18 protein-coding genes are annotated in these 21,677 nt (G+C 39.0%); 5 read left to right on the top strand and 13 right to left on the bottom strand.

Features of this window, described 5'->3' with window-relative positions; translation table 11 throughout:
• Window positions 1-62 precede the first annotated feature (62 nt).
• The 5 genes from PQ456_RS09910 to PQ456_RS09890 form a co-directional block, all read right to left on the bottom strand.
• Complete coding sequence (locus PQ456_RS09910; protein ID WP_273615966.1) at window positions 63-1,730, bottom strand: type 2 periplasmic-binding domain-containing protein; 1,668 nt, start codon at window positions 1,728-1,730, stop codon at window positions 63-65.
• Between the two features lie 148 nt (window positions 1,731-1,878).
• Window positions 1,879-3,483: a response regulator gene (locus tag PQ456_RS09905; protein WP_273615965.1), complete on the bottom strand. Its 1,605-nt coding sequence runs from the start codon at window positions 3,481-3,483 to the stop codon at window positions 1,879-1,881.
• A gap of 9 nt (window positions 3,484-3,492) precedes the next feature.
• The gene (locus tag PQ456_RS09900; RefSeq protein WP_273615964.1) at window positions 3,493-5,241 is read right to left on the bottom strand and encodes a sensor histidine kinase; all 1,749 of its coding nucleotides are present in this window, start codon (window positions 5,239-5,241) and stop codon (window positions 3,493-3,495) included.
• A gap of 9 nt (window positions 5,242-5,250) precedes the next feature.
• Entirely contained in the window at window positions 5,251-5,979 is a 729-nt protein-coding gene (locus tag PQ456_RS09895) for a DUF1361 domain-containing protein (protein WP_273615963.1), read from the bottom strand.
• A gap of 2 nt (window positions 5,980-5,981) precedes the next feature.
• Entirely contained in the window at window positions 5,982-6,932 is a 951-nt protein-coding gene (locus tag PQ456_RS09890; RefSeq protein ID WP_273615962.1) for an ADP-ribosylglycohydrolase family protein, read from the bottom strand.
• Between the two features lie 94 nt (window positions 6,933-7,026).
• Between PQ456_RS09890 and PQ456_RS09885 the strand changes: the two genes are divergently transcribed.
• From PQ456_RS09885 to PQ456_RS09875, 3 genes are all read left to right on the top strand, one after another.
• Window positions 7,027-7,803, top strand: coding sequence for an ABC transporter ATP-binding protein (locus PQ456_RS09885; RefSeq protein ID WP_273615961.1), 777 nt, complete (start codon window positions 7,027-7,029; stop codon window positions 7,801-7,803).
• A gap of 95 nt (window positions 7,804-7,898) precedes the next feature.
• A complete protein-coding gene (locus PQ456_RS09880) occupies window positions 7,899-8,873 on the top strand; it encodes an aldo/keto reductase (RefSeq protein ID WP_273615960.1) in 975 nt (324 codons plus the stop codon).
• A 66-nt stretch (window positions 8,874-8,939) separates the two neighbouring features.
• Entirely contained in the window at window positions 8,940-9,998 is a 1,059-nt protein-coding gene (locus PQ456_RS09875; protein ID WP_273615959.1) for a S66 family peptidase, read from the top strand.
• 82 nt (window positions 9,999-10,080) lie between these two features.
• Here the strand turns inward: PQ456_RS09875 and PQ456_RS09870 are convergent, their stop codons facing one another.
• The gene (locus PQ456_RS09870) at window positions 10,081-10,956 is read right to left on the bottom strand and encodes an aminoglycoside 6-adenylyltransferase (protein ID WP_273615958.1); all 876 of its coding nucleotides are present in this window, start codon (window positions 10,954-10,956) and stop codon (window positions 10,081-10,083) included.
• A gap of 284 nt (window positions 10,957-11,240) precedes the next feature.
• Here PQ456_RS09870 and PQ456_RS09865 point away from each other — a divergent pair, with 284 nt between their 5' ends.
• Window positions 11,241-12,224, top strand: coding sequence for a FecCD family ABC transporter permease (locus PQ456_RS09865; protein WP_273615957.1), 984 nt, complete (start codon window positions 11,241-11,243; stop codon window positions 12,222-12,224).
• 120 nt (window positions 12,225-12,344) lie between these two features.
• Window positions 12,345-13,664, top strand: coding sequence for an MFS transporter (locus tag PQ456_RS09860; protein ID WP_273615956.1), 1,320 nt, complete (start codon window positions 12,345-12,347; stop codon window positions 13,662-13,664).
• 62 nt (window positions 13,665-13,726) lie between these two features.
• Here PQ456_RS09860 and PQ456_RS09855 read toward each other — a convergent pair whose 3' ends face one another.
• The 7 genes from PQ456_RS09855 to PQ456_RS09825 form a co-directional block, all read right to left on the bottom strand.
• Window positions 13,727-14,149: a VanZ family protein gene (locus PQ456_RS09855; protein WP_273615955.1), complete on the bottom strand. Its 423-nt coding sequence runs from the start codon at window positions 14,147-14,149 to the stop codon at window positions 13,727-13,729.
• Between the two features lie 42 nt (window positions 14,150-14,191).
• Window positions 14,192-14,704, bottom strand: coding sequence for an NUDIX domain-containing protein (locus PQ456_RS09850; RefSeq protein ID WP_273615954.1), 513 nt, complete (start codon window positions 14,702-14,704; stop codon window positions 14,192-14,194).
• A gap of 48 nt (window positions 14,705-14,752) precedes the next feature.
• Window positions 14,753-15,913: a bis(5'-nucleosyl)-tetraphosphatase (symmetrical) YqeK gene (gene yqeK / locus PQ456_RS09845; protein ID WP_273615953.1), complete on the bottom strand. Its 1,161-nt coding sequence runs from the start codon at window positions 15,911-15,913 to the stop codon at window positions 14,753-14,755.
• Between the two features lie 8 nt (window positions 15,914-15,921).
• Window positions 15,922-17,688 (bottom strand): glycoside hydrolase family 2 protein, encoded by a 1,767-nt coding sequence (locus PQ456_RS09840; RefSeq protein WP_273615952.1) that lies wholly within the window; start codon window positions 17,686-17,688, stop codon window positions 15,922-15,924.
• 128 nt (window positions 17,689-17,816) lie between these two features.
• Window positions 17,817-18,671 (bottom strand): HAD family hydrolase, encoded by an 855-nt coding sequence (locus tag PQ456_RS09835; protein ID WP_273615951.1) that lies wholly within the window; start codon window positions 18,669-18,671, stop codon window positions 17,817-17,819.
• Window positions 18,672-18,851: 180 nt separating this feature from the next.
• Window positions 18,852-20,546, bottom strand: coding sequence for a M3 family oligoendopeptidase (locus PQ456_RS09830; RefSeq protein WP_273615950.1), 1,695 nt, complete (start codon window positions 20,544-20,546; stop codon window positions 18,852-18,854).
• 121 nt (window positions 20,547-20,667) lie between these two features.
• On the bottom strand, window positions 20,668-21,669 hold the full coding sequence (locus tag PQ456_RS09825; protein ID WP_273615949.1) for a TRM11 family SAM-dependent methyltransferase: 1,002 nt from the start codon (window positions 21,667-21,669) through the stop codon (window positions 20,668-20,670).
• Window positions 21,670-21,677 lie beyond the last annotated feature (8 nt).

The raw sequence follows: 21,677 nt of genomic DNA, 5'->3' as shown, positions 1-21,677 counted from the left end.
GAGTCGTTATTTTCTCATATCCTTTTGTTACTGTTCGATCAATAGGACTTGATATCTGTTACTTATTTATGAACGCTCTTATACCAATCGTTCACTTCTTTGGTAACTTCATCGCCACCTGATGTTTTCCATGTTTGTACAAAAGTATCGAATGAATCGATAGGAGATTTACCATAAATGATTTCGTTAAAGGTTTGACTTTCGATTTTGTTCAAGTAATCCATTTTCGTTTTCATACTTTGTGTCGTTGGACCCGTAAACATGTTTGGATATGAACTGTCTTTCTGAGACATCAATACTTTAGCCGCTTCCGGTGTCAAAGGACCGTAGTTATTTTGAATATCACGTTCTAGACGAGTCTCTGCTTTGCCGCCATCTGCTAATTTAATCAAAGCATCCATTTGAGCATTAGGAATACGTGCACCATCACGAACCAATAGATAACGTACACTGTTTACATAGCCGCCTGGAATATTTTCTCCTGTTAGCAATTTACCAGAAGAATCTACATCATAGTCATATCCTTTAAATAGACCTTTATCAAATTCGCTATTGGCAGACGGATTCGCTAATTGATCGAACATGTAGTTTTGGTACGTAAAGAATGCTTCAGGGTGTTTCATGTTTTTATTGATCAATGTTACGCCGTTCGTTGTTGTTGTACCATGACGCATCGCTTTGCCATTTGGTCCAACTGGAATGGTGATCGGTTTCCAGACTGCACTTGGTACGTTTTTCACTGTATCTTGTAAAGGCCATCCGCTCATCCAGTAAGGTCCTGGTAAAATACCTGCTGTACCTGCCACTGCTGGTTCAGATGTTTTGTTTTCATCCCATAGTGCTGCTTCTTTCGGAATATATCCTTTGTCGAACCATTCTTTGATCTTCACCAAACCTTCTTTCATTCCTGGTTGAATCGAACCGTATTGCAATGTACCATCAGAAGCTAAGTTCCATTGTTGAGGAATCGTTCCATAAGCTCCAAAGATCCAAGAAGGATCGCCCATCCATGTATTCATAGAAGATTTGAATCCGATACTTAGTGGAATGACTTTATCTGGTGCCAATCCATCTGGATTGTTGTTTTTGAAAGCTTCCATCACTTTTTCTAATTCATCCATAGTGGTAGGCGCTTTCATATTCAGCTTGGTTAACCAATCTTGACGAATCCATAATACATAATCATGGTTATATGCATAATCTAGAACAGGAATACCCATTTTTTTACCATCGCGGATATAAGGATTCCAGACATTAGCATCTTCAGACATTGCTTTTTTCCATGTATCTGAAGCGTACTTGTCGAACAATGGGCCAACTTCGCTATACATACCTGAATCGATCAAGTCTTGCGCTAGTTGGGAATCGGTATCTCCGATTGTCACAACATCTGGCATTTCTTGCCCGGAAGACATTGCCAATCTCACTTTGGTAGCAAATGCACCATTCGTATCTGTTACAGACCAGAGAGATTTGATATCTATCCCAAATTTATCTTTTGCCCATTTAGTGGCTACGTTATTTTCAGCAGATTCTCCATTTTTAAATTGTAATGTTGGATCTACTCCCCATACTGTGCTGATCGTTACCGGTGGATCGTATTTCTCTTTGTATACGTTTTCAGTATTGACCGCCGCAGGTGCGCTTTCTTTACCGCCTCCACATCCTGCTAGGCTTGCCGCTACAAGTAGTGTACTCATGACGATCGTCGCTGTTTTCTTGATTCCCATGTTGCTCCCCCTTATTTTACATTCAAGCTTATTTCTACTCACGTTCGTTAACCTTGTATGTTGCTTCTTGCTTACTTCTTAAGTATAGGTGCAAGAACATCAATCGCCTATGTCACGAATATAACATTCCTGCACCTTTTGCAATCATTTATGTTTCTCTGAACTCATTTGGTGTCATTCCGTAATGTTTTTTAAATAATTTACTAAAATATTGGGGGTTTTGATAACCTAACGCTGCGGTAATCTCATAAATTTTGCTATTGGTATGTTTGAGCATATACAATGCTTTTTCCATACGAATCCGAATAATATAATCGCCCAGTCCTTCACCTGTTTCGGTTTTGTAGATTTTAGATAGATATACAGGATGCAAAAATACACGATCAGCAATCGTTTTGACCGATACATCTTGACCTAGACTTTCAGCGACCATTTCTTGTACTTGCTTCACAATACGGCTACGACTTGGCTCTAAAGCAGAAGGTGTACCTTGCAGTTCGATACGAGTCAGCACACTATTACACCACAGACGAAGTTTGCTTAGTGAACCGGTGATCTGTTGCGCAGAAAAAGGGTCAAGACCGCCGGAATCCGATGCTGCTAACTTGTATCCATGATGATGAGCCATATACACCAGTGCATTACTGACAGCTAGATAGACTTCATATAAATGTTCATGTGTAAGAGGTAACGATTCCATCGTATCTAATACTTGATCTACTTTTTGCTTGGCTGCATTCCATTGAGCTGACTCTAGTAAATGAATCAATGCCGGTGGTTTGTAGAGCGACTCCATAAATTTCATTGCCGATGGGCGTTCTAATGGTTGGTGCTGTTCTTGAATAAAATGAATTCCTTGTTCAGCTGCGGCATACGCCAAATGAGCAAAACGCATCATCTGACGATACGTCGAGGAAATCTCAGTCGGAAATACAAAAGGATCGCTCACCCAGAATGACAAGTTCGTTTTTAAATAACGATGTACACTATCCCGTAATTCACGAATGTGTAGCTTATAACCTGCATACATCTGAGCATCATACTGCCATAAAATCACCAGTCCGCCTTGAGGAGCACGTCCTAACCAGACAGCACCATGCTCTCCCAAAATCTCATTCGTTATATTACCAATAGCATATTCTAGCAAACGAATCGCTTCTTCGGTCTGATCCTGCGTATACGAACCTGGAGGAACAAATAACATTTGAGCAGTATGATCAGGCTTAATATGAATACCGTACGTGTCCAGACGCGACAACATACTACGATCAGATGCTTCGCGACCTAATAATAGATCATTTAATAAACCATCACGCAACAACTCAAGTTCAGATTGACGCTGATAAGCAAGCTGATTGTATTTATCTGTCTGTCCCCATTCAGCTTCAATCTCTGTGACTACACGACGAATACTTTCCATAAAAGGATCATCATCGACAGGTTTTAAAATATAATCGCCTGCTTTGAGACGAATCGCTTTCTGTGCATATTCAAAATCCGAATAACCGGTCAATACAAGTGTGCGAATATGCGGCCATGTATTCCCTATCTCTGCCAGCAGCTCTAATCCATCACGGTCAGGCATACGAATATCAGTGACTACAATATCAATATCATATGTGTTCAAAGCCAGTAGCGCCTGATCTACAGAATCCGCGCGGTAGACTTCTTCAATGCCTAATTCTGTCCATGGAATCGTGAGTTCCAAACTCTCTGTAACATAAGATTCATCATCGACAAGTAAAATATTCATAGTAACGGTTCACTCCTGAATGTTAGTTCCTTGATTTGGCGTCCAACTTAATGTGACTTTGAGTCCACCTAACTCAGATGCAGTCAGATGTACACCGGATTGTTCGCCAAAGCGTAATGTCAAACGTTGATGCACATTCCATAATCCACAACCCATTTCTTCCCCCAGCGGTTCAGAAAGACTTTGTTGCAGACGTGCTAATGCTTCTGGTTCCATGCCTTTACCATCATCTTCTACACTCAAAAACCACTGATCGTTCTCATACCAGCCTGTAATCGTGATCAAGCCTGCGGAAGAATAACGCTCAATCCCATGAATAACTGCATTTTCAACCAATGGCTGCACAATAAGGGGCGGAATCAGTATCGATTTGATAGTTTCTGGTAAATGAATATTATAATTCAATCTAGACATCCGCATCTGCTGAATCTCCAAATAGTTCTGCACAAAATCAATCTCTTCGATCATCGGCACAAGATCACGTTCTTGACGGGTAGTATAACGATAATATTGAGACAAATTTTTGGACATCGCGATAACTGCCTGCTGGTTATTTAGCTTCGCCATACTGGTAATAAAGGAAAAACAATTGTAAAAAAAGTGCGGATTAATCTGCGACTGTAACTGCTTCAGTCTTGCTTCACGCACATGAATTTTCTCCATATACACATTTTCAAATAGCGATTGAATCTGCGCCACCATAGAATTAAAGCGAATCGATAGATAAGCAAATTCACTTCTACCTTTTGGACGTATCCGTACTGAATAATCCTCTTGTTTTAACCGATCGAATCCAGCAATCAACTGACGAATCGGAACCTGTACCTGCGCGTACAGCAGATACGAAGCAAGACAACTCATCAATAACAAAGCAATCATGGATAAATAAAATAATCGATTCGAGTTATGGATCGGCTGTAACACATCATCCAGAGGAATATAATCGACCATATACCATCCTGTTACTTCTGAACGAACCGCATTGACCATATATTGCTGATCCGATATTTCAATCGTACGACTTTCTAATTCTTGTAATGGCTTTTCTCGAAGATGACTGATCAATTCGTCTGTTAACATATGGTCAGCAGAACGATTATAGACGACACCTAATTCTGGATTGTAATAAAAAGGATCACGTCGTCCATCGCTTTTGAATTTATCCAGCATATCTTGAATATTACTACTATCAAATTCGACCCGAATCACTGTACTTGCATCACGCAAATCGGGCGTACTGGCAGTATAAGGAGAAATAGTTGTCCATGAGAAATTAAATGTTGTTCGATTGTTATCGTGTAAAGAAGTCACTTGCCAGCCCGGCTTCGCCCAGCGTTGCGCCTGACTGATACGATATTCACTCATATCATTGTCTGTTACTAAGCGCATAAGGCTTGGCGAGTAGATCGACAAATGACTGCGCCAGTTGGATGAACTTTCTTGAATCGCGAGTTTACTTTGGATACGTTTGACCAGTGTGATCGCATCTAGATTCAGATATCCATTTTGCAAATAAATATCATTAAAGCTCACAATATCAGGATCATGAATCAATAAATTAGGCCATGAAGATAACAATTCTATATTGGTATTCACCTGTGTCTGAAAAAAGTTCAATTGATTGATATTCGATTGATTCAGCTCACGACGTAGCACTTCTGTTGTGGTGCGATTAGAGTAGATATACAGCATCATAATAGGAATTAACATAATCACAATTAACAGTACGATTTTGGTAAATAAATTATATCGATACATAGTCGTTGATCATCCTCGTCTTGTCATAAACATTCCGCCACGCATCATAAAATAACCTACAAGACTGATAAACCAGATCATTCCTGTAAAAACGAACATAAAATGCAATTGTACAGGATCGGTAACGATATCAATAACATCTTTCCAGATCAATTGGGGATGAGTAATCGCATTCCAACTGTTCCAACGAATAAAGCGTCCAATATAAATACCGATACTGCTAAGAATGAGCACGATATGAGCAAATATCCATGAACGCACTACACCATAATGTTCACGAACCAATTGTTGGATAGAAGATAGCGAATACGTACCCAATCCCAGACCTAAGATCGCCGCTACAAAAAACAAAAAGAGATGATACCAAAACTCTAACTGAAATAAAAATCGTTGCCCGGCAGGTGCTTCATAATGCACAAATGGATGCAATGTATCTGTTACCAGATAGACAGAGTTAGGATAAAATAATAACCAGACAATACCGGCTCCGAGTACTAATACATTTCTTATCCATGATCGGCGTAACTTCATCACTCCATCAATCAACAAAGCCAGTCCGATAGGAACCCATCCTAGAAAAATGTCCCAGTTGAGATAACGGTAAATATCTCGCCCTGTAGCATTTCGCAAATGAATGCCCAGTGCTACACAAAAGCCTGTAGCGAGTAACAATATGATTAATACTATGATTTTACCTGTCCAGACTTTAGTTCCCCAGATATCGTATTTATTATTCATTATTATTCCCCTTGCTGATCAAATTGCTCGCAATATTCTACCATTTCTTCCAGTCGGGCTAATGGATGAAGCCATTCTTTAGGTATTTGCTCATATCCGTAATAAATACCCGCAAGTCCTCCTGCTACAGCCGCAGTCGTATCGGTATCTTCTCCTAGATTCACCGCTTGTAAAATCGCTTCCCGATAATTAGAAGTATGAAGCAATACCCAGATACTTGCTTCTAAAGTATGCACTACATAACCGCTTGAAGAGATTTCTTCGATTGGAAATTGATCTATCTCGCCACTTAATAACCGTTGATACCGTTCTATTTCAGGATAATCTGCATATTGAACATTGATATGCTGACAAGCTTGTTGATAGCATTGTTTCAACGTCGTCGATGAAGGCGATTGTAATAACTGTATCCCGATTTCAACATAAATAAGACCGCCAAGTATAGATACAGGATGACGATGTGTTAAAGAAGAGACACGTGTAATCCAGTCCAGACGTGTAGCCGCATCTTTATTCACCAGTTTATAAATTAAAGGCAGGATTCGCATTAAAGATCCATTTCCATTACTATACTCATCATTGCCCCCTGCTTGTTCTGGACGAGTCGGGTCTTGTTCGATATGAGCAATCGCTTTACGAGTAGCAATTCCAATATCAAATACCTCACCACGAGCTGCCCAAATGCCCTGACGATACCATTGAATAAACCGTCTACCCAGATCAATGGTGTCCAATTCAGGGTGATGAATAAGACTTACTAATAGAGCTACAGTCAATGCTCCATCGTCAGACCATGTGCCTGCTGGCTGTTGATGAGTGCCATAACCAATCATATCTACAGCAGGATGACGAGCAATCGTTTCCCGATCCAAAAATTCATAAGGTACACCTACAGCATCTCCAACTAACAATCCGATGATTCCATCTTTACTAGAATGGTTTATAAATGTCATATTATGTAGTCTCCTTCTTCAATTCATTTTACATTTCAAAGTGCAAATCATTTAATGCTATAATAATTTCCAAACTTACGAGGAGTGAGCCTATATGATTATTGATGTACAACACGCTAGCTGGCGCAGAGATCAGACTATGATTATCAATGATATTTCCTGGCAAGTGCAATCAGGAGAACATTGGTGCTTACTCGGTCTCAACGGCTCAGGCAAAACCACATTATTAAATATGATCAACGGCTATATTTGGCCTACAACAGGTAGTATCAATGTTCTGGGCGAACAATTTGGTTCAGTGGATCTACGAGAACATCGCAAAAAGATCGGTTGGGTCAGTACATCGATGCAACAACGATTACATGGTCATGAAAAAGCAGAAAAAATTGTTCTCAGTGGTAAATTTGCTTCGATTGGTATTTACGATCAGATTGAAGAACAAGACCACGCACAAGCTTTATCTATTATGAAGCAATTGGATGCTGAAAGGCTAGTAGGACGCACCTATGATACCTTATCTCAAGGCGAGCGGCAACGTATTCTGATTGCTAGAGCTTTGATGGCTTCGCCGGAATTGCTTATTTTAGATGAACCTTGTACAGGGCTTGATATTTTTTCACGTGATCAATTACTGCATCGTGTACAGTCGATAGCAACACAAGAACATGCGCCTACACTGCTCTATGTGACTCATCATATCGAAGAGATTATGCCTTGCTTTAACAAAACGTTATTGATTCGTGATGGTGCAGTATTCGGTGCAGGAGATACAGAGGCTATGGTAGAATCCAAGCAACTCAGCTCTTTTTTCGATACTGCTGTAGAAGTACGATCCGAACCCGGACAGCGTTACTCTATTCGCTTAGTATAATCATCTATTCAATCGGTACCAAGTTCTATATGTCATTGTAAATAACTCACAAAAGAGATACAACACAGAATAAATATCATAAAAGGGGTATAACTATGAACTATCGTTATCTTGGAAAAAGTGGATTAAAAGTATCTGAATTAGGTCTGGGAACCAACTCTTTTGGCAAACGTGCAGATCGGGCAACGTCTATTCGTATTTTACATACGGCTATCGATCGTGGAATTAATTTTATCGATACCGCTAATATCTATGCAGGAACAGCTTCAGAACAAATTATCGGGGAAGGCTTGCAAGGGGGTAAACGTCAGCAAGTGGTATTAACAACCAAAGCAGGGCTTCCGACAGGAGAAGGCCCTAATGATCGCGGTTCTTCTCGTTATCATCTAGAACGTGAACTGGATCAAAGTCTCAAACGGTTGCAGACTGATTATGTAGACTTGTATCAAATTCATACATTCGATCCTTATACTCCACTGGAAGAAACATTACGCACATTAGACGATATGGTGCGCTCAGGCAAAGTACGCTATATCGGAGCTTCTAACTATGCTGCATGGGAATTAATGAAAGCTTTAAGTATCAGTGATCAGTTGAATCTCAATCGGTATGTATCGCTTCAAACATCGTATTCTTTAGCTGATCGTACGCCAGAGCAGGAGATGGTTCCTCTTTGTCTAGATCAAGGACTTGGTATTATTCCATACTTTCCGCTGGCAGGTGGAATTCTGACAGGTAAATACTCGGACAACCACTCTTCTCCTGCTGGTTCGCGTGCGGAGACAGACCCTTCATTCCAACGCTTTTTTAATACGCAACGGATCAATCTAGGGGAAGTTTTAAAACTATATGCTCAAAATCGTTCTACTGAACCTGCTACCCTTGCGCTAGCATGGTTATTAAAACGTCCTGCGGTTGCTACAGTCATTGTAGGTGCTACCCGTACTGAACAATTGGAAAATAATCTGGACAGCCTGGACTATATCATTAATGAAGAAGTAGAAGCACGATTAGATGAAATGAGTCGCTCGAATAAGAATGGTGAACCTTTTGCTAGTTATCGCATATAATCAAAGTAGCTATCTATAAGTATTTCAAATTAATATTGTATCCGATTCGTAGGAGGCTTATGTATTATGGCAAATCATTCATCTAATTATCATTCACACATTATATACCCTGCTCCTTTGCAAGCAGGTGACCTTATCGGTATTATCGCTCCATCGAGCGGACTAGAAGCAGAGATTCATCATTTGATTCATCGTTCTACTGCTTATCTACATCAATTAGGATATCAGACACGTGTAGGTAGTAGTGTATGGACGAATGATAAATGTGTGAGTCTACCTAAAGAACAACGTGCAGCAGAACTGGAGCAATTCTTGCTTGATGACAAAGTCAAAGCGATTATTCCTCCATGGGGTGGAGAATTTCTAATGGATATTTTACCATTATTGAATTGGGAGAAAATTCGTCAAGCTACACCTACATGGATTTTAGGATTTTCAGATATTAGCACATTAACATTCACCTATACTTTGATGACAGGTTACGCTTCTGCTCATGGGCCGGGAGTTGTTGATATTTCTGGAGCGGATGATGATCTCACTATTCGCTGGCAAGATCTATTGTCTGCTGTCTCTGGAGATCAAATAGAACAACATTCTTCAGCTTATCATCAGACTCATAGCGATTATTCTAAGCCTAACTTTAATTTGGATACACCTACAGAATGGAAGATTCTCGGGCATGAAGATCAACCAGAAGCTTCACTTGAATTCACAGGTCGCTTGATTGGTGGATGTATGGATGTGATTGCTGCACTAATCGGGACACCGTGGTCTCCTGTGCCTGATTTTATTGAGCATTATCATCAAGACGAAGGATTTATATGGTATCTGGAAAGCTGTGAAATGAATGCTGGTGATATCTACCGTCACCTCTGGCAAATGAATCAAGCAGGTTGGTTCCAGCACACACGCGGAGTTCTTATCGGTAGACCTGCTGGATATACACCTGTCAAAAATTTTGAAATTCAAGATGCGTTACAATCTGTATTTGGAGAACAACAGATTCCTGTTATTTATAATGTAGATATTGGACATATTCCTCCACAACTGACACTAATCAATGGAGCTATGGCTCGTGTTCAGACGGCTAACGGATCAGGTACTGTTCAACAAGTATTACGTTAAATTCAAACAAAAGACTGAATCTTGGGAGAACCCGGGATTCAGTCTTTTTGAATATACATAGTGCAAAGAGCATGATCTATATTTATTCAGGTTTGAGTTGTTGTACATATTGAATCATCCGTTGATCTTGTTCATGATCATACACATAATCTGTCGCTTCTGCTACATGGATAGATAAATGTCGGAACAAATGGATCATATGAAGTAAGCTGTTCCAATTCTCTTCTATATTATCGCCAGCATACGTCTGTGTTAATGATCGAGCTAATTCCGGTTCTAACTGTTGTCGGTATCCTGCACGATCATGATGGTACAGAATATCCCATTGATGTTGACTACCTGCATACCAATCAAGCATCTTTTCTAAATAACGAATACGAAGAATATGATCTAGTTGATATTTAGCAAGCAACACTTGTTGTTGTAACAGGCTTTTTGCTGTTTGCATACAATACCACCAAAATTCGTGCTGAACCTGCTCATATTCGTGCCGAACTGGTTTATTTAAGCGTACTGATTGCTGATCCAGTACAACAATCGATTCTTGAATCCGATGATCTTTATCCAATAATATCTGATATACAGGTGTAGTAGAAGCAGACAATTCGTTATCGATCTGATTTTCCCATTCACTGATCGGATATATTTGAAATTCAACCTCTACCCCATCGGTATATAACACATTTTGGGTGCAAGCAACAGCGCCTGTCACAGAATGATGACGAATATGTTGTAATGTAGTTAATGGCTCTCCACATATGTGTAACCAATCTTCTTGCCAGATCATCGTATTCAATTCGTTGACAATAAGTTGAAAATGATACGTTTCTAAAGGATCAGTATTGCTTGGATTATTTGCATGAACTCCTGCTAATACGACAGCACGAATATTGGCTGTCTGTGCTGCCCATGTCATAATCATATGGATAATCTGCTCTTGTGATTTGATTGTATTCACTGCTTTACCCCACCTGTCTGTAAATTGATTCGTTGATGAAATCTTTTGTTTATTTTAACAAAGTTTACCATATTAAAAGTCGGCTAGCTTTGAATTTTTGTTGTATTTTTATTAATTATGTAAATTTTTGCTCCAACAGTGAAAAATAACAAGGTTCTTTCCGATAATAATAAAGTACTCTACAAAGCAATATCTATAGGCTGACCTCTTATAAGATAGTCATGTAGCACTTACATATGTAGATTTGGATAAATACTCAATATCATAAAGGAGTGAATTGTTTTATGTCTCGCTCTACAGCGATTCCAGATGCTTCTGCAACTCCTCAACGTGTACCTCATTATATTGTGATGGTACTGATTATTGGTGTTGTTTTAGCAATCGTCGAATGTTATTTTTCAGTAACTATTAATAACGAAAATTTTTATTCACGCTATTCATCTATTTTTCGCACATTAGGTTGTATTCTAGTTGGTGCTTGTCTGGCGGTATCGGGTACAGTGATGCAGTATATTTCACGCAATACGATGACTTCTCCTTCTACGATGGGACTAACTCAAGGAACTGCACTAGCGTTATGTATTATTATTATTTTTTCACCTTCATTGAATCAGTGGATGATTATGGTATGGGCTATTGCAGGAGCAGCTCTAGGGGGATTATTCGCTTACAGTATTGCGAAGTTATTACCCTGGAAAGTAAAATCGTTACGGCAAATTAGCGGCGGTATTGTGGCGGTATGCATTATTACCTGTATTTCGATTATGATGTATTCTTCTTATTCTACGATTGATTATATCGATCATCTAGTCAATCCGATTATGCTAGGAAATCCACGTTTTACGATCTGGGTATTGTTGCCTGTTACTGTAGTAGCTATCTTAATCTGCTGGTCACTCTCATTACGAGTACAACATCGCTCCGATGCTGTTCGTTCTGTTTCTTTAAGCTGGGCAACTCTTATTTGTATGTTCATGGTGATCTTGATGACGAGTATCTCTACTATGTTAGCAGGGCCACTTGGATTAGTAGGTATTATTATTCCAAGTATATTACGATTTTTTCTCAAAAATCCGCCGATTCGCTGGCTTATTCTAGGTTCAGCTATTTATGGTAGTGTTCTGATTCTAGGGTTGGATATTATATCACGTACGATTGATCCGATTTTTGATATCTCGGTCATGCCGATCACTGTTATTATTGGAGCTCCTTTTCTTATTTATCAAATCGGTAAAGAAATAGAGAAAACGATACTTCGTTATTCTTAATGCACAGACTCTTTTGCTGTATGCATCTGCTTCTCCTTCACGCTGGCTTTATAAATAAACCACAAACTGTTATACTACGAAGGTTGATTGCGGATACATACACCAAGGGAGGCATATCACATGCGTGTACTACTATCGATCTGGAATGAAATACGCAGTTGGCCGCACAATGTGCGGTTATTTTTCTGGGCGAATTTATTTTACCAAATAGGTACAGGAATGTTCAGTGTGCTTTACAATTTGTATATTCAAGGGCTTGGTTACCCCGATGTAATGAATGGACGTATTATTAGTATTCAATCGTTAGCTACAGCTATTTTATTTATCCCTGTCGGATTGATGGGCGACCGATTTAGCCGTAAAAAGTTACTGGTACTCGGTGCTTTAGCTAGTGGTTTGTTTTTTGTGGGTAGGTCATTTGCGATAGGTGAACAAAGTCTACTATTATTAGCGATCTGTTCCGGTATATTTGCTTCTATTTTTCAAGTGATGGCTATTCCTTTTCTAGCTGAAAATGTAGAAAAATCAAAACGCCTACGAATGTTTAGTTACCTTGCCTGTCTGACACTGGCTGCGCAAGTACTCGGTAACACTGGCGGTGGTGTACTTGCAGATATTCTGCAATTTACAGGACTTACATATGTATTAAGCTTACAGTTAGTATTATTACTTGGTAGTATAGCCACTCTGGCTTCATTTATCCCGATGGCGATGATTCGTGAACATCCTGTTTCAGCGGTTTCTTCAGCACCTGCCGTCAACATAATAGAAAATAAGCAGGTAGAACAATCAACACCTGCTACCGTAATAACATCTGCTCCATCTGCTCCTTCTACTACTCATTCAGATACTGTATTTATTAGCCGCTTTCTATTGGCGCAGTTATTAACTGGGCTAGGTTCTGGATTGGTTGTTCCTTACTTAAATCTTTACTTTACTAATCGCTTTGCAGTTTCGTTAACATCAATGAGTATATTGATCTCGTTGGGACAATTAATGACGATTGTCTCGATGTTACTAGGGCCTTCTTTGGCAGCACGAATCGGCGCTGTACGGGCAGTAGTGGTATTTCAGTTATTGTCATTACCATTCTTATTACTTACAGGATTCACCAATGTATTGATTATCGCTTCGGTGAGCTTTTTGTTCCGACAAGCGTTGATGAATGCTGCCAATCCTCTTCAATCTTCAATTATGGTTGATCGTGTATCTGACAAAAGGCGCAGTATCGCTAACTCATTGATGCAGACGGTATTTATGTTAGGCTGGGCAAGTATGGGGCCGGTACAATCGTATCTGGTTACTAGCTATGGCACTTATTGGGGATATGCGATTGCATTTAGTATTACGGGTATACTCTATACGATCTCTTCGTTGTTATATTACTTTATGTTCCGTAAGCCTACAAATAACCATGTTCAAGCTATTCCTTCGTCATAATTATCATTGATCCACATACCAATATATAAAAAAGCATCCTGTGATATTGCAGGATGCTTTTCTTATAATGATCTTTTATTAATATTAAAAATATAACGCCATAGACACCAACCTATCGTTACACCAATAGAATTAAGGATCACATCGTCAATATCAAATGTCCCCCGTTTGCTGAGCATTTGCACTATTTCGACGATAAGAATACATAATCCAAAGCGCAGTAACAAAGAATACAATGTATATGGTTTTATAAACGGAATCCCTAATCCAAATGGGATAAATACAGCGACATTGCCAAATAAATTAATCCACTGATCGATCCGTCCCCCGACTCGCATCAAAGCAAAATCGGTGATCGTATGAAAAGGAACAAGATTATACCGATATGCCGCTTGAGCATCATATTCTCTACCGAATCCGAAAAACATCCAGTACAATAACAGCGGAGTATAGATACTTAATAAGAGTACAGACACTTTTTTCATAACGTACATCCTGCACTTTCGTGATAATCACTTTGAGTTCTATTATGTAGCCGAAGCAATCTGATGATACAAAGAAGAACTGCTTTCTTTGATTTTCGTTTGAAGTAATAATTCTAACAATCCTTCAGGTACTACCAACGCATCAGGATCTTCTTTTAGTTCATGTAATGTTTTCCATTCTGCTTCATAAGACACTTCATTACTTTCGATTCCATATACGATATCTTGCTTGTAAAATAAAGGATCATCAACATGCGCACTATAAACAAATGTAATCTCGTGCCCTAATCCTTGCACTGAGACTCCTGTAGATTGATCTTGCTCTGTATATTCAAAATGATTTTCTATCACATACTGCAATACAGGATGGATAATATCTACATGAATTTCTTCTTTCACTTCTCGCTTGACGGTGACCAGACTACTTTCTCCATACTCCATCGTTCCACCTATAGGACGATACATTGTTTTACTTTCATGTACATTTTCAATCCGTTGAAAAAGAAAGCGTTGATCTTGCTGAAGCAAACAAAGACATACTGTACGAATAGCCATATATTCACACCTTTCTAGATCAATTCCTGTTATATACCTGAGTAGACATCACGAACGCAGACTGATATCATATCCGATCTGATAAAAGTCAGCAAGATCTTGTCGACCTGTTTGCGTTAAGCGCTTGATAGCTTCCTCAATACTTACTACATCCACTAGCACTACTTGCTCTCCATCGGGAGGGTTAAGCGGTTGATGATCCAATTGCACCTGTCCATACACCGTCAGTCGAATAAATGAAGGATGTGGAATATAAGGTCGATACGGAGTCTCTGCTTCTGAAGTACATTGAAAATAACCAAAGACATGGTAGTCGATCAATGTGGCTCCCATTTCTTCCATCACTTCGCGTTCTAATGCGGCGATATAATGTTCTCCTTCTTCCAGCGTGCCTCCTGGCAATTCCCAGCGTCCATCTTCCAATTGCATGATCACTACTTGATCCCCTACCATCGGTACAATAGATACATTACTGATCAATGACGTATCTATTTCGTGTAATGAAGTTATCGGTTGAAATTTAGCTGTAACCGGTCCCCATTGAATATCTTGAGAAAGTGCTGGCAATGTACGTAGTAACTGCTTGGTCTGCTCCATATCAAATATAGCTTTGGTCGCTTCAAGCCATGGATGGATCACCATCTGATCACGCTGTTGCCACACATAATTCAAATAGACAATGATAGCCTCATCTAATGAATACTCGGATGCACTTTTCATCTGATGAATAAAGGGAGCGGAATGTTCTGATGCCCATGAACATTTATCAGCGACAAAAAGAATTTTATCCATCAATCCCAGCTCTGGATAAAGAGTAGTATGGCATTTAATCGCACTTAGCAGATCTGGATGATCCAAGCCAAACCATGCTGATGCTAACCAGCTAGATAACTTCTGATGCAACACATAAGGAACTTGTTGTTCTTCCTTAAGTATTTGTATGCCTAATTGTTGAGCTAGTTCATACTTCTGCTGATCTGTAAATAATGTACTTAGATCATGTAGATAACCTGCATATTGAGCAATATGCGGATCAGCTCCATACCGTTCTGACAGTATAACAGCTTGTTCTGCTACTTTTAAGCTATGTTGCCATGTATCTTGATGGTGATGTTTACGAAATGTATTTTCTATATAAGCGGGAATAGATTGTGCTGGATCATAGGGTTCTAAATACTGTTGCAACAGGTGCTTGGCTATATCATTCATTGTGGTGTTCACTCTCCATTCAAAGCTTCATCGCTTCCTTTAAAATATCGTGTTACCACTTCATATGCAAGTTTGGGGCGACGATAAGCATCTACAATTCCTTTATTATTTTGTGTTCGTGCCCGTATCATCGGCCAGATACCTTCTTCTGTCACACGGCAATCACAGAATTGCCAAATAAACATCCCAGATATATATTCTCGCTGAGTATACGCTGTCAAATTACTTTCAATAATATCTGCTTGCCGTTCTTCTGTACCTTTGACACGTGTAGACGACCGATATCCATAAAATCCATCTGCTCCAAATTCACTCATTATCATCGGTTTACCTTTTCCGCCTGCTTGATCTGCCCATCCACGTGCTAGATCGCATAATTCCGCCGGATCTTCATCACCATACCAACCTGGATAGAGATTAAATGATACAATATCTGCTAGATCAAAACAGATTTCATTTTCTCGATGATGGGAAGCAAAGCTAAGAGGTCGACTATTATCCAAATTGCGAATCTGCTCCAATTGGCGTTGATAATGAATTCGACCTTCTTCTAGATCGCTTGCACATTCATTTAGAATAGCCCATATAATAATCGATGGATGATTATAATGTTGATAAACCATTTCCCGATTAACCTGTTCACACTGCTCTATAAATTGCGGATGACGCATATTTTCTATACTTAATCCACGAGCATGATTTTCTTCCCATACTAATATCCCATATTCATCACATAAATCTAGAAAACGTTCATCATTTGGATAATGACTGGTACGTACAGCATTTGCACCTGTATGGATCATCAAGTCTAGATCTTGCACCATCAGTGCTATAGGAAAAGAAGCACCAACCATAGGATGATCCTCATGTCGATTGAATCCTTTCAACACGATTGGTTCATTATTTAATAACAACTTTTCTTCGTGAGTCTGAATAGTACGAAACCCTACACGTTCAATCCAATCGTCTACAAGTTCTACAGAAGATGATTCATGCTGATACCAGAAAGTCTGCCATTCATACAGATAAGGATGATCAGGACACCATGATTGTATATCCGAAAATGTAAACGTGTGCAAAAATTCAAAATATTGTCCAGCTTCTATCGTAATCTCTGACACTTCTTGCTCCCAGCTCGTCGCTTGCTGAAGAGGTGATAATCCAAATTGGATATGCCCTTTGATCGTATGATCTGCATGAGATTGTAAAGCTATCCGTACTTTCGCTTGCCAATGTCCTTGCTCATTTTTCGTCCAGTCTTCTTTAACCGGAGTAAATTGAACCGATTGAATCGAACAACTCTGTAGCGGAATTATTTCCATTATCAATGGCCGAATAATACCACCATACGTATAATAATCATTAGGAATATGCAAAGCAGAATGTTGACCAAACGAATTATCCACTGCTACACACAATTCATGATACCCTTGCTGAACATTTGTAATCATAGTATCAAATGCAGTATAGGCATTATAATGCTCGGCTACCTGTTGACCATCCCAAAAGACTTTGGCGGTATGACTTACTCCTTTAAATAGCAATCTAACATGTGATGGATGGTGAATATAGATAGAACGGCGATAAATGCCTTGTCCACGATAAGTCAGTAATTGAGGATGCATCTCCCAACAACCAGGTACAGCAACTTTATAGGAATAATCTATATTTTCAGATATCTCATCGAATGATAACGCTCTCAATTTATCAAAATCCCATACACCTTCTAATGATTCTCTAGTCCGAATACGATGATTTTGAAACAGTCGATCCATCATATCTTCTCCTTTTATGTATTAGAATGTAGATTAGCTTAGCATAACAAAAATACAGAAACAACTACAAAAAAAGAAGCAAACCTGTACCCTTTCACATGTGGTCAAAGGTAGGTTTGCTTACTATTTTATCCGATCACTGGATTATATTGTGTGATCCAACTCTGTTCTACATAATCTATCACTTCAATCAATGCATCTTCGTTATTCGTTTTGGCAGTGATCCAATTGGCTACGTGTTTAAGCTCTGGATGAGCATTTTGCATCGCTACACCATGACGTGTTAACTGAATCATTTCAATATCATTAAGATGATCGCCTACCGTTAAAAACTCATCATGGTGACCGCCTGTCATGGTGATCAATTGTTGCAATGCTGTTCCTTTACTTGTCCCAAAAGGCAATATTTCTAAAATATCATGTTCGGATTTCACTGTATTTAATAATTCGATCTGTTGCTGAAAAAGGGTTAACGATTCCGGTTCGCCAAGCAACATCATTTTGGTGATCTGGGATGCTACTTGTTCCAAAGAAGCTAACGTAACGACTTGTACTTCAACTTGTTCTTTATCGATCCACCGTTGTATTTTGGGAGTAATACGTGTGCAATAAATCTGTTCTTGATAAAAAAGAAGCAAATCGAGATCAAACGGTTGACGTATATTGTAATAATGATTAAATATCCATTGTACATGAGCTAACGAGACAAATTTTTCTTCTAGAAAGCAAGCTTGCAAAGGATCATATATTTTGGCTCCATTGTACAGAATAATAGGATCAGTTAGATGTAATAACTCTATAAAAGGTTGAACACTGATTAACGATCTGCCTGTAGCTAGTGTAAAGTGTCCACCATTCGTTATAAAAGTGTGAATACGCTGTTGCATATAAGGAGAAATATGTTGGTGTGTATCCAGTAAAGTGCCGTCCAGATCAGAAACGATCCAACGAATAGGCATACGCACAGACTCATCCATAGACATCGTTAGCCTCCTTCATTTGTAAAGTACGTTATTAATATTACAAGCAAAGTGTTAGCCATGATATCGTTTTGTACCTTCAGTTTGTTAAATGACCAAAAAGGCTGACCATGATCTAAGATCACAGTCAGCCTTTTCCACACTCACGTATATATGAATCTTATTGCTTGGTTAAAATATTTTTTACAGTTTCTTATCGTCTACACTGTTCAACCAATCTTCAATATTACCGATCACAGAAGCAACACAGCCGTCTTCAAATGGAGAGTTTAATCCGCCCACTTTGACAAGCTCTGTAAATGGCTTGCTTCCGCCAGCACGACATAATTGCAGATAGTCTGCCCATGCAGGCTTCTGATCTTCATTCATCCGCTTCCAAAATTGGAAAGCACAGATTTGTGCAAGCGTATAATCGATATAGTAGAACGGAGACTCATAGATATGAGCTTGTTTTTGCCAGTATGCTCCACTTTGTAGATATAGATTATCGCTTTGATCCCAGAATGGTAAATACTTCTCTTCTACCGATTTCCAAGCTGCTTTGCGTTCTGCAGGAGTGAATTCTGGATTTTCATAGATGATGTGTTGGAATTCATCGACAGCCACTCCATAAGGAATAAAGATAAGTCCACTTGATAAATGATCGAATTTATATTTCTCTGTATCTTCTTTGAAGAACAATTCCATCCACGGCCATGTAAAGAACTCCATGCTCATGGAATGAATTTCGGCTGCTTCTGATGTAGGCCATGTGTATTCAGGTACTTCAAAATGACGACTTTCATACACTTGGAAAGCATGCCCTACTTCATGAGTTAGTACATCAATATCACCGGATGTTCCATTAAAGTTGGCAAAAATAAATGGACTTTGGTGATCATTGATAAATGTACAATAACCGCCACCCATTTTACCTTTTTTACTTAATAGATCCATCAATTCATGTTCCATCATAAATTCATAGAACTCATTGATCTCTGGTGACAATTCTTTATACATTTGTGCACCATTTTGGATAATAAAGTCAGGGTCGCCTTTAGGTGTAGGATTACCGGTTGGGAATGAATAATCTTGATCGAAATACGTCAAACGATCCAACCCAAGACGTTGACGTTGGCGTTCTTTGAGACGCGCTGCTGCTGGAACAATATATTCCTGAACCTGTTTGCGGAAATTAGCAACTTGTTCAGGGCCATAATCTGTACGTCCCATACGAGCATATCCTAATGCAGTAAATGTTTTGTAGCCCAATTTATGAGCAATAGTCGTACGAATCTTCACCAGTTCATCATAGATGCGATCCAATTCTTCGCCTTGTTCAGCAAGGAATCCATAACGAGCTTCTCCAGCACGTTGTCTCATATCGCGATCTTTAGAAAGGCTAAAAGGTGCTAACTGAGAAAGAGTACGTTCTTCGCCTTCAAATGGAATTTTTGCAGAAGCAATCAATTGAGCATAAGCAGTTGTTAATTTATTTTCCTGTTGCAGATCAGCAATAATGTCAGGATGGAATGTTTTGAGTTTCATTTCAGCTAATGCAAATAAATGACTACCCCATTTTTGCTCTAATTCAGTGCGGAATGCAGAAGTAACCAGCGCTTTATAATACGTATCTATGTATTCTTGGAACAGAGGATCGATCTCATCCATATAATCTTGCTCTGTTTTGTAGAATTCATCATTTGTATTAATGGAGTGGCGAATATAGACAAGTTGAGCTTGAGTAGAATACGTATTGAACAACTTGTTAATTTCAGACATTGCTACATCTTGTTCTGCAAACGTTGCCGCATTCACAAATTGACTCAACAACTCATCAAAAGTAACTTTGACAGCGTCCAAATTCGGGCGTTCATAAGGAAATTCACTAAATTTCATCGGTAGACATCCTCTCTATATGTAAGTTCCCGGAACACACCGGTTGTTTACATGTTACTAAATTTCACACACAATTTACAGTTTTTTTATCCAATGGTCGAATAAATAGTAAAAATTGCATCTATAGTCTCATATCCGCTTGATAAGATTGACAAATAAATAGATAGCGTACAAATTTTCCTTTACGAATATGACAGACTTCTAGTATTTGCAGACCTACTTCTGCGATTGATTCTTGAATAGGTTCTGTCGCTAGAATAAGAATACGTTCGCCCAGTCGTTTGGCGCTAGCAAGCATCTCTAATCTTGTCTGCTGACTTAGAACAGAGCACAGATTATAAGGCAAATCCAAAACCAATGCATCGTATCGTCCTTCCAATGCTCGCATATCAGCAATCTTCACAATATCTGGCATCTCATAATGTATTAGATTTTCTCTTGCTCCTTGTACGGCCAAAGGATTAAGATCATATCCTACAATCTGGATTCCCATCGATAATGCTTCGATCAGAACAGTTCCGATACCACAACAAGGATCAATCATTGTCATCCCTTGTGGTTGTGGCACAGCAATATTGGCTACTGCTCTAGCTACTCTTGTACTAAGTGCAGTTGAATAATGTCTGGGCTTATCATTATGGTGAAGCCAGATCGGTTCAGAAGCTATACATTCTCCAACAATCCATCGTTGATCAGCAAATGTTAATCCCAATAAAATTTGCGGCTGTTTCATATGAGCTGTTCCTTTAATATTCATACCGATACGACGTTCTAACAGACGCTTTTCTTCATAAGTGAATAGCTGTTCAGCAGCAATACATATTAATTTAAAAGTCTGATCTTCTAATTCAATCGATTGAACGATACGTTCCAATTGTTCTAGTGTAGACGCTTCATACTGCGTTGCAATACGATAATGAATAAAAGGACTTCGATTCGGTGCTATCGCTATATCGCTTTTGATATAACGGGTCTGTGGTGAATGACCTAATAATGAGTGCAATTCTAGATCACATAATTCGACTTCATCTTCATGACAAGCATACGTATAAATATAATGAAGAGGTGACTCTATCGTAGAATCGTCCTCACTTAGATACAAAGATATAGATTGTTTACACAACGTCTTGA

Origin of the sequence: Paenibacillus kyungheensis (assembly GCF_028606985.1) — a bacterium.
Lineage (GTDB): Bacteria > Bacillota > Bacilli > Paenibacillales > Paenibacillaceae > Saccharibacillus > Saccharibacillus kyungheensis.
Note: the sequence above shows the minus strand (reverse complement) of the source record. Positions and strands in the feature narration are given on the sequence as shown.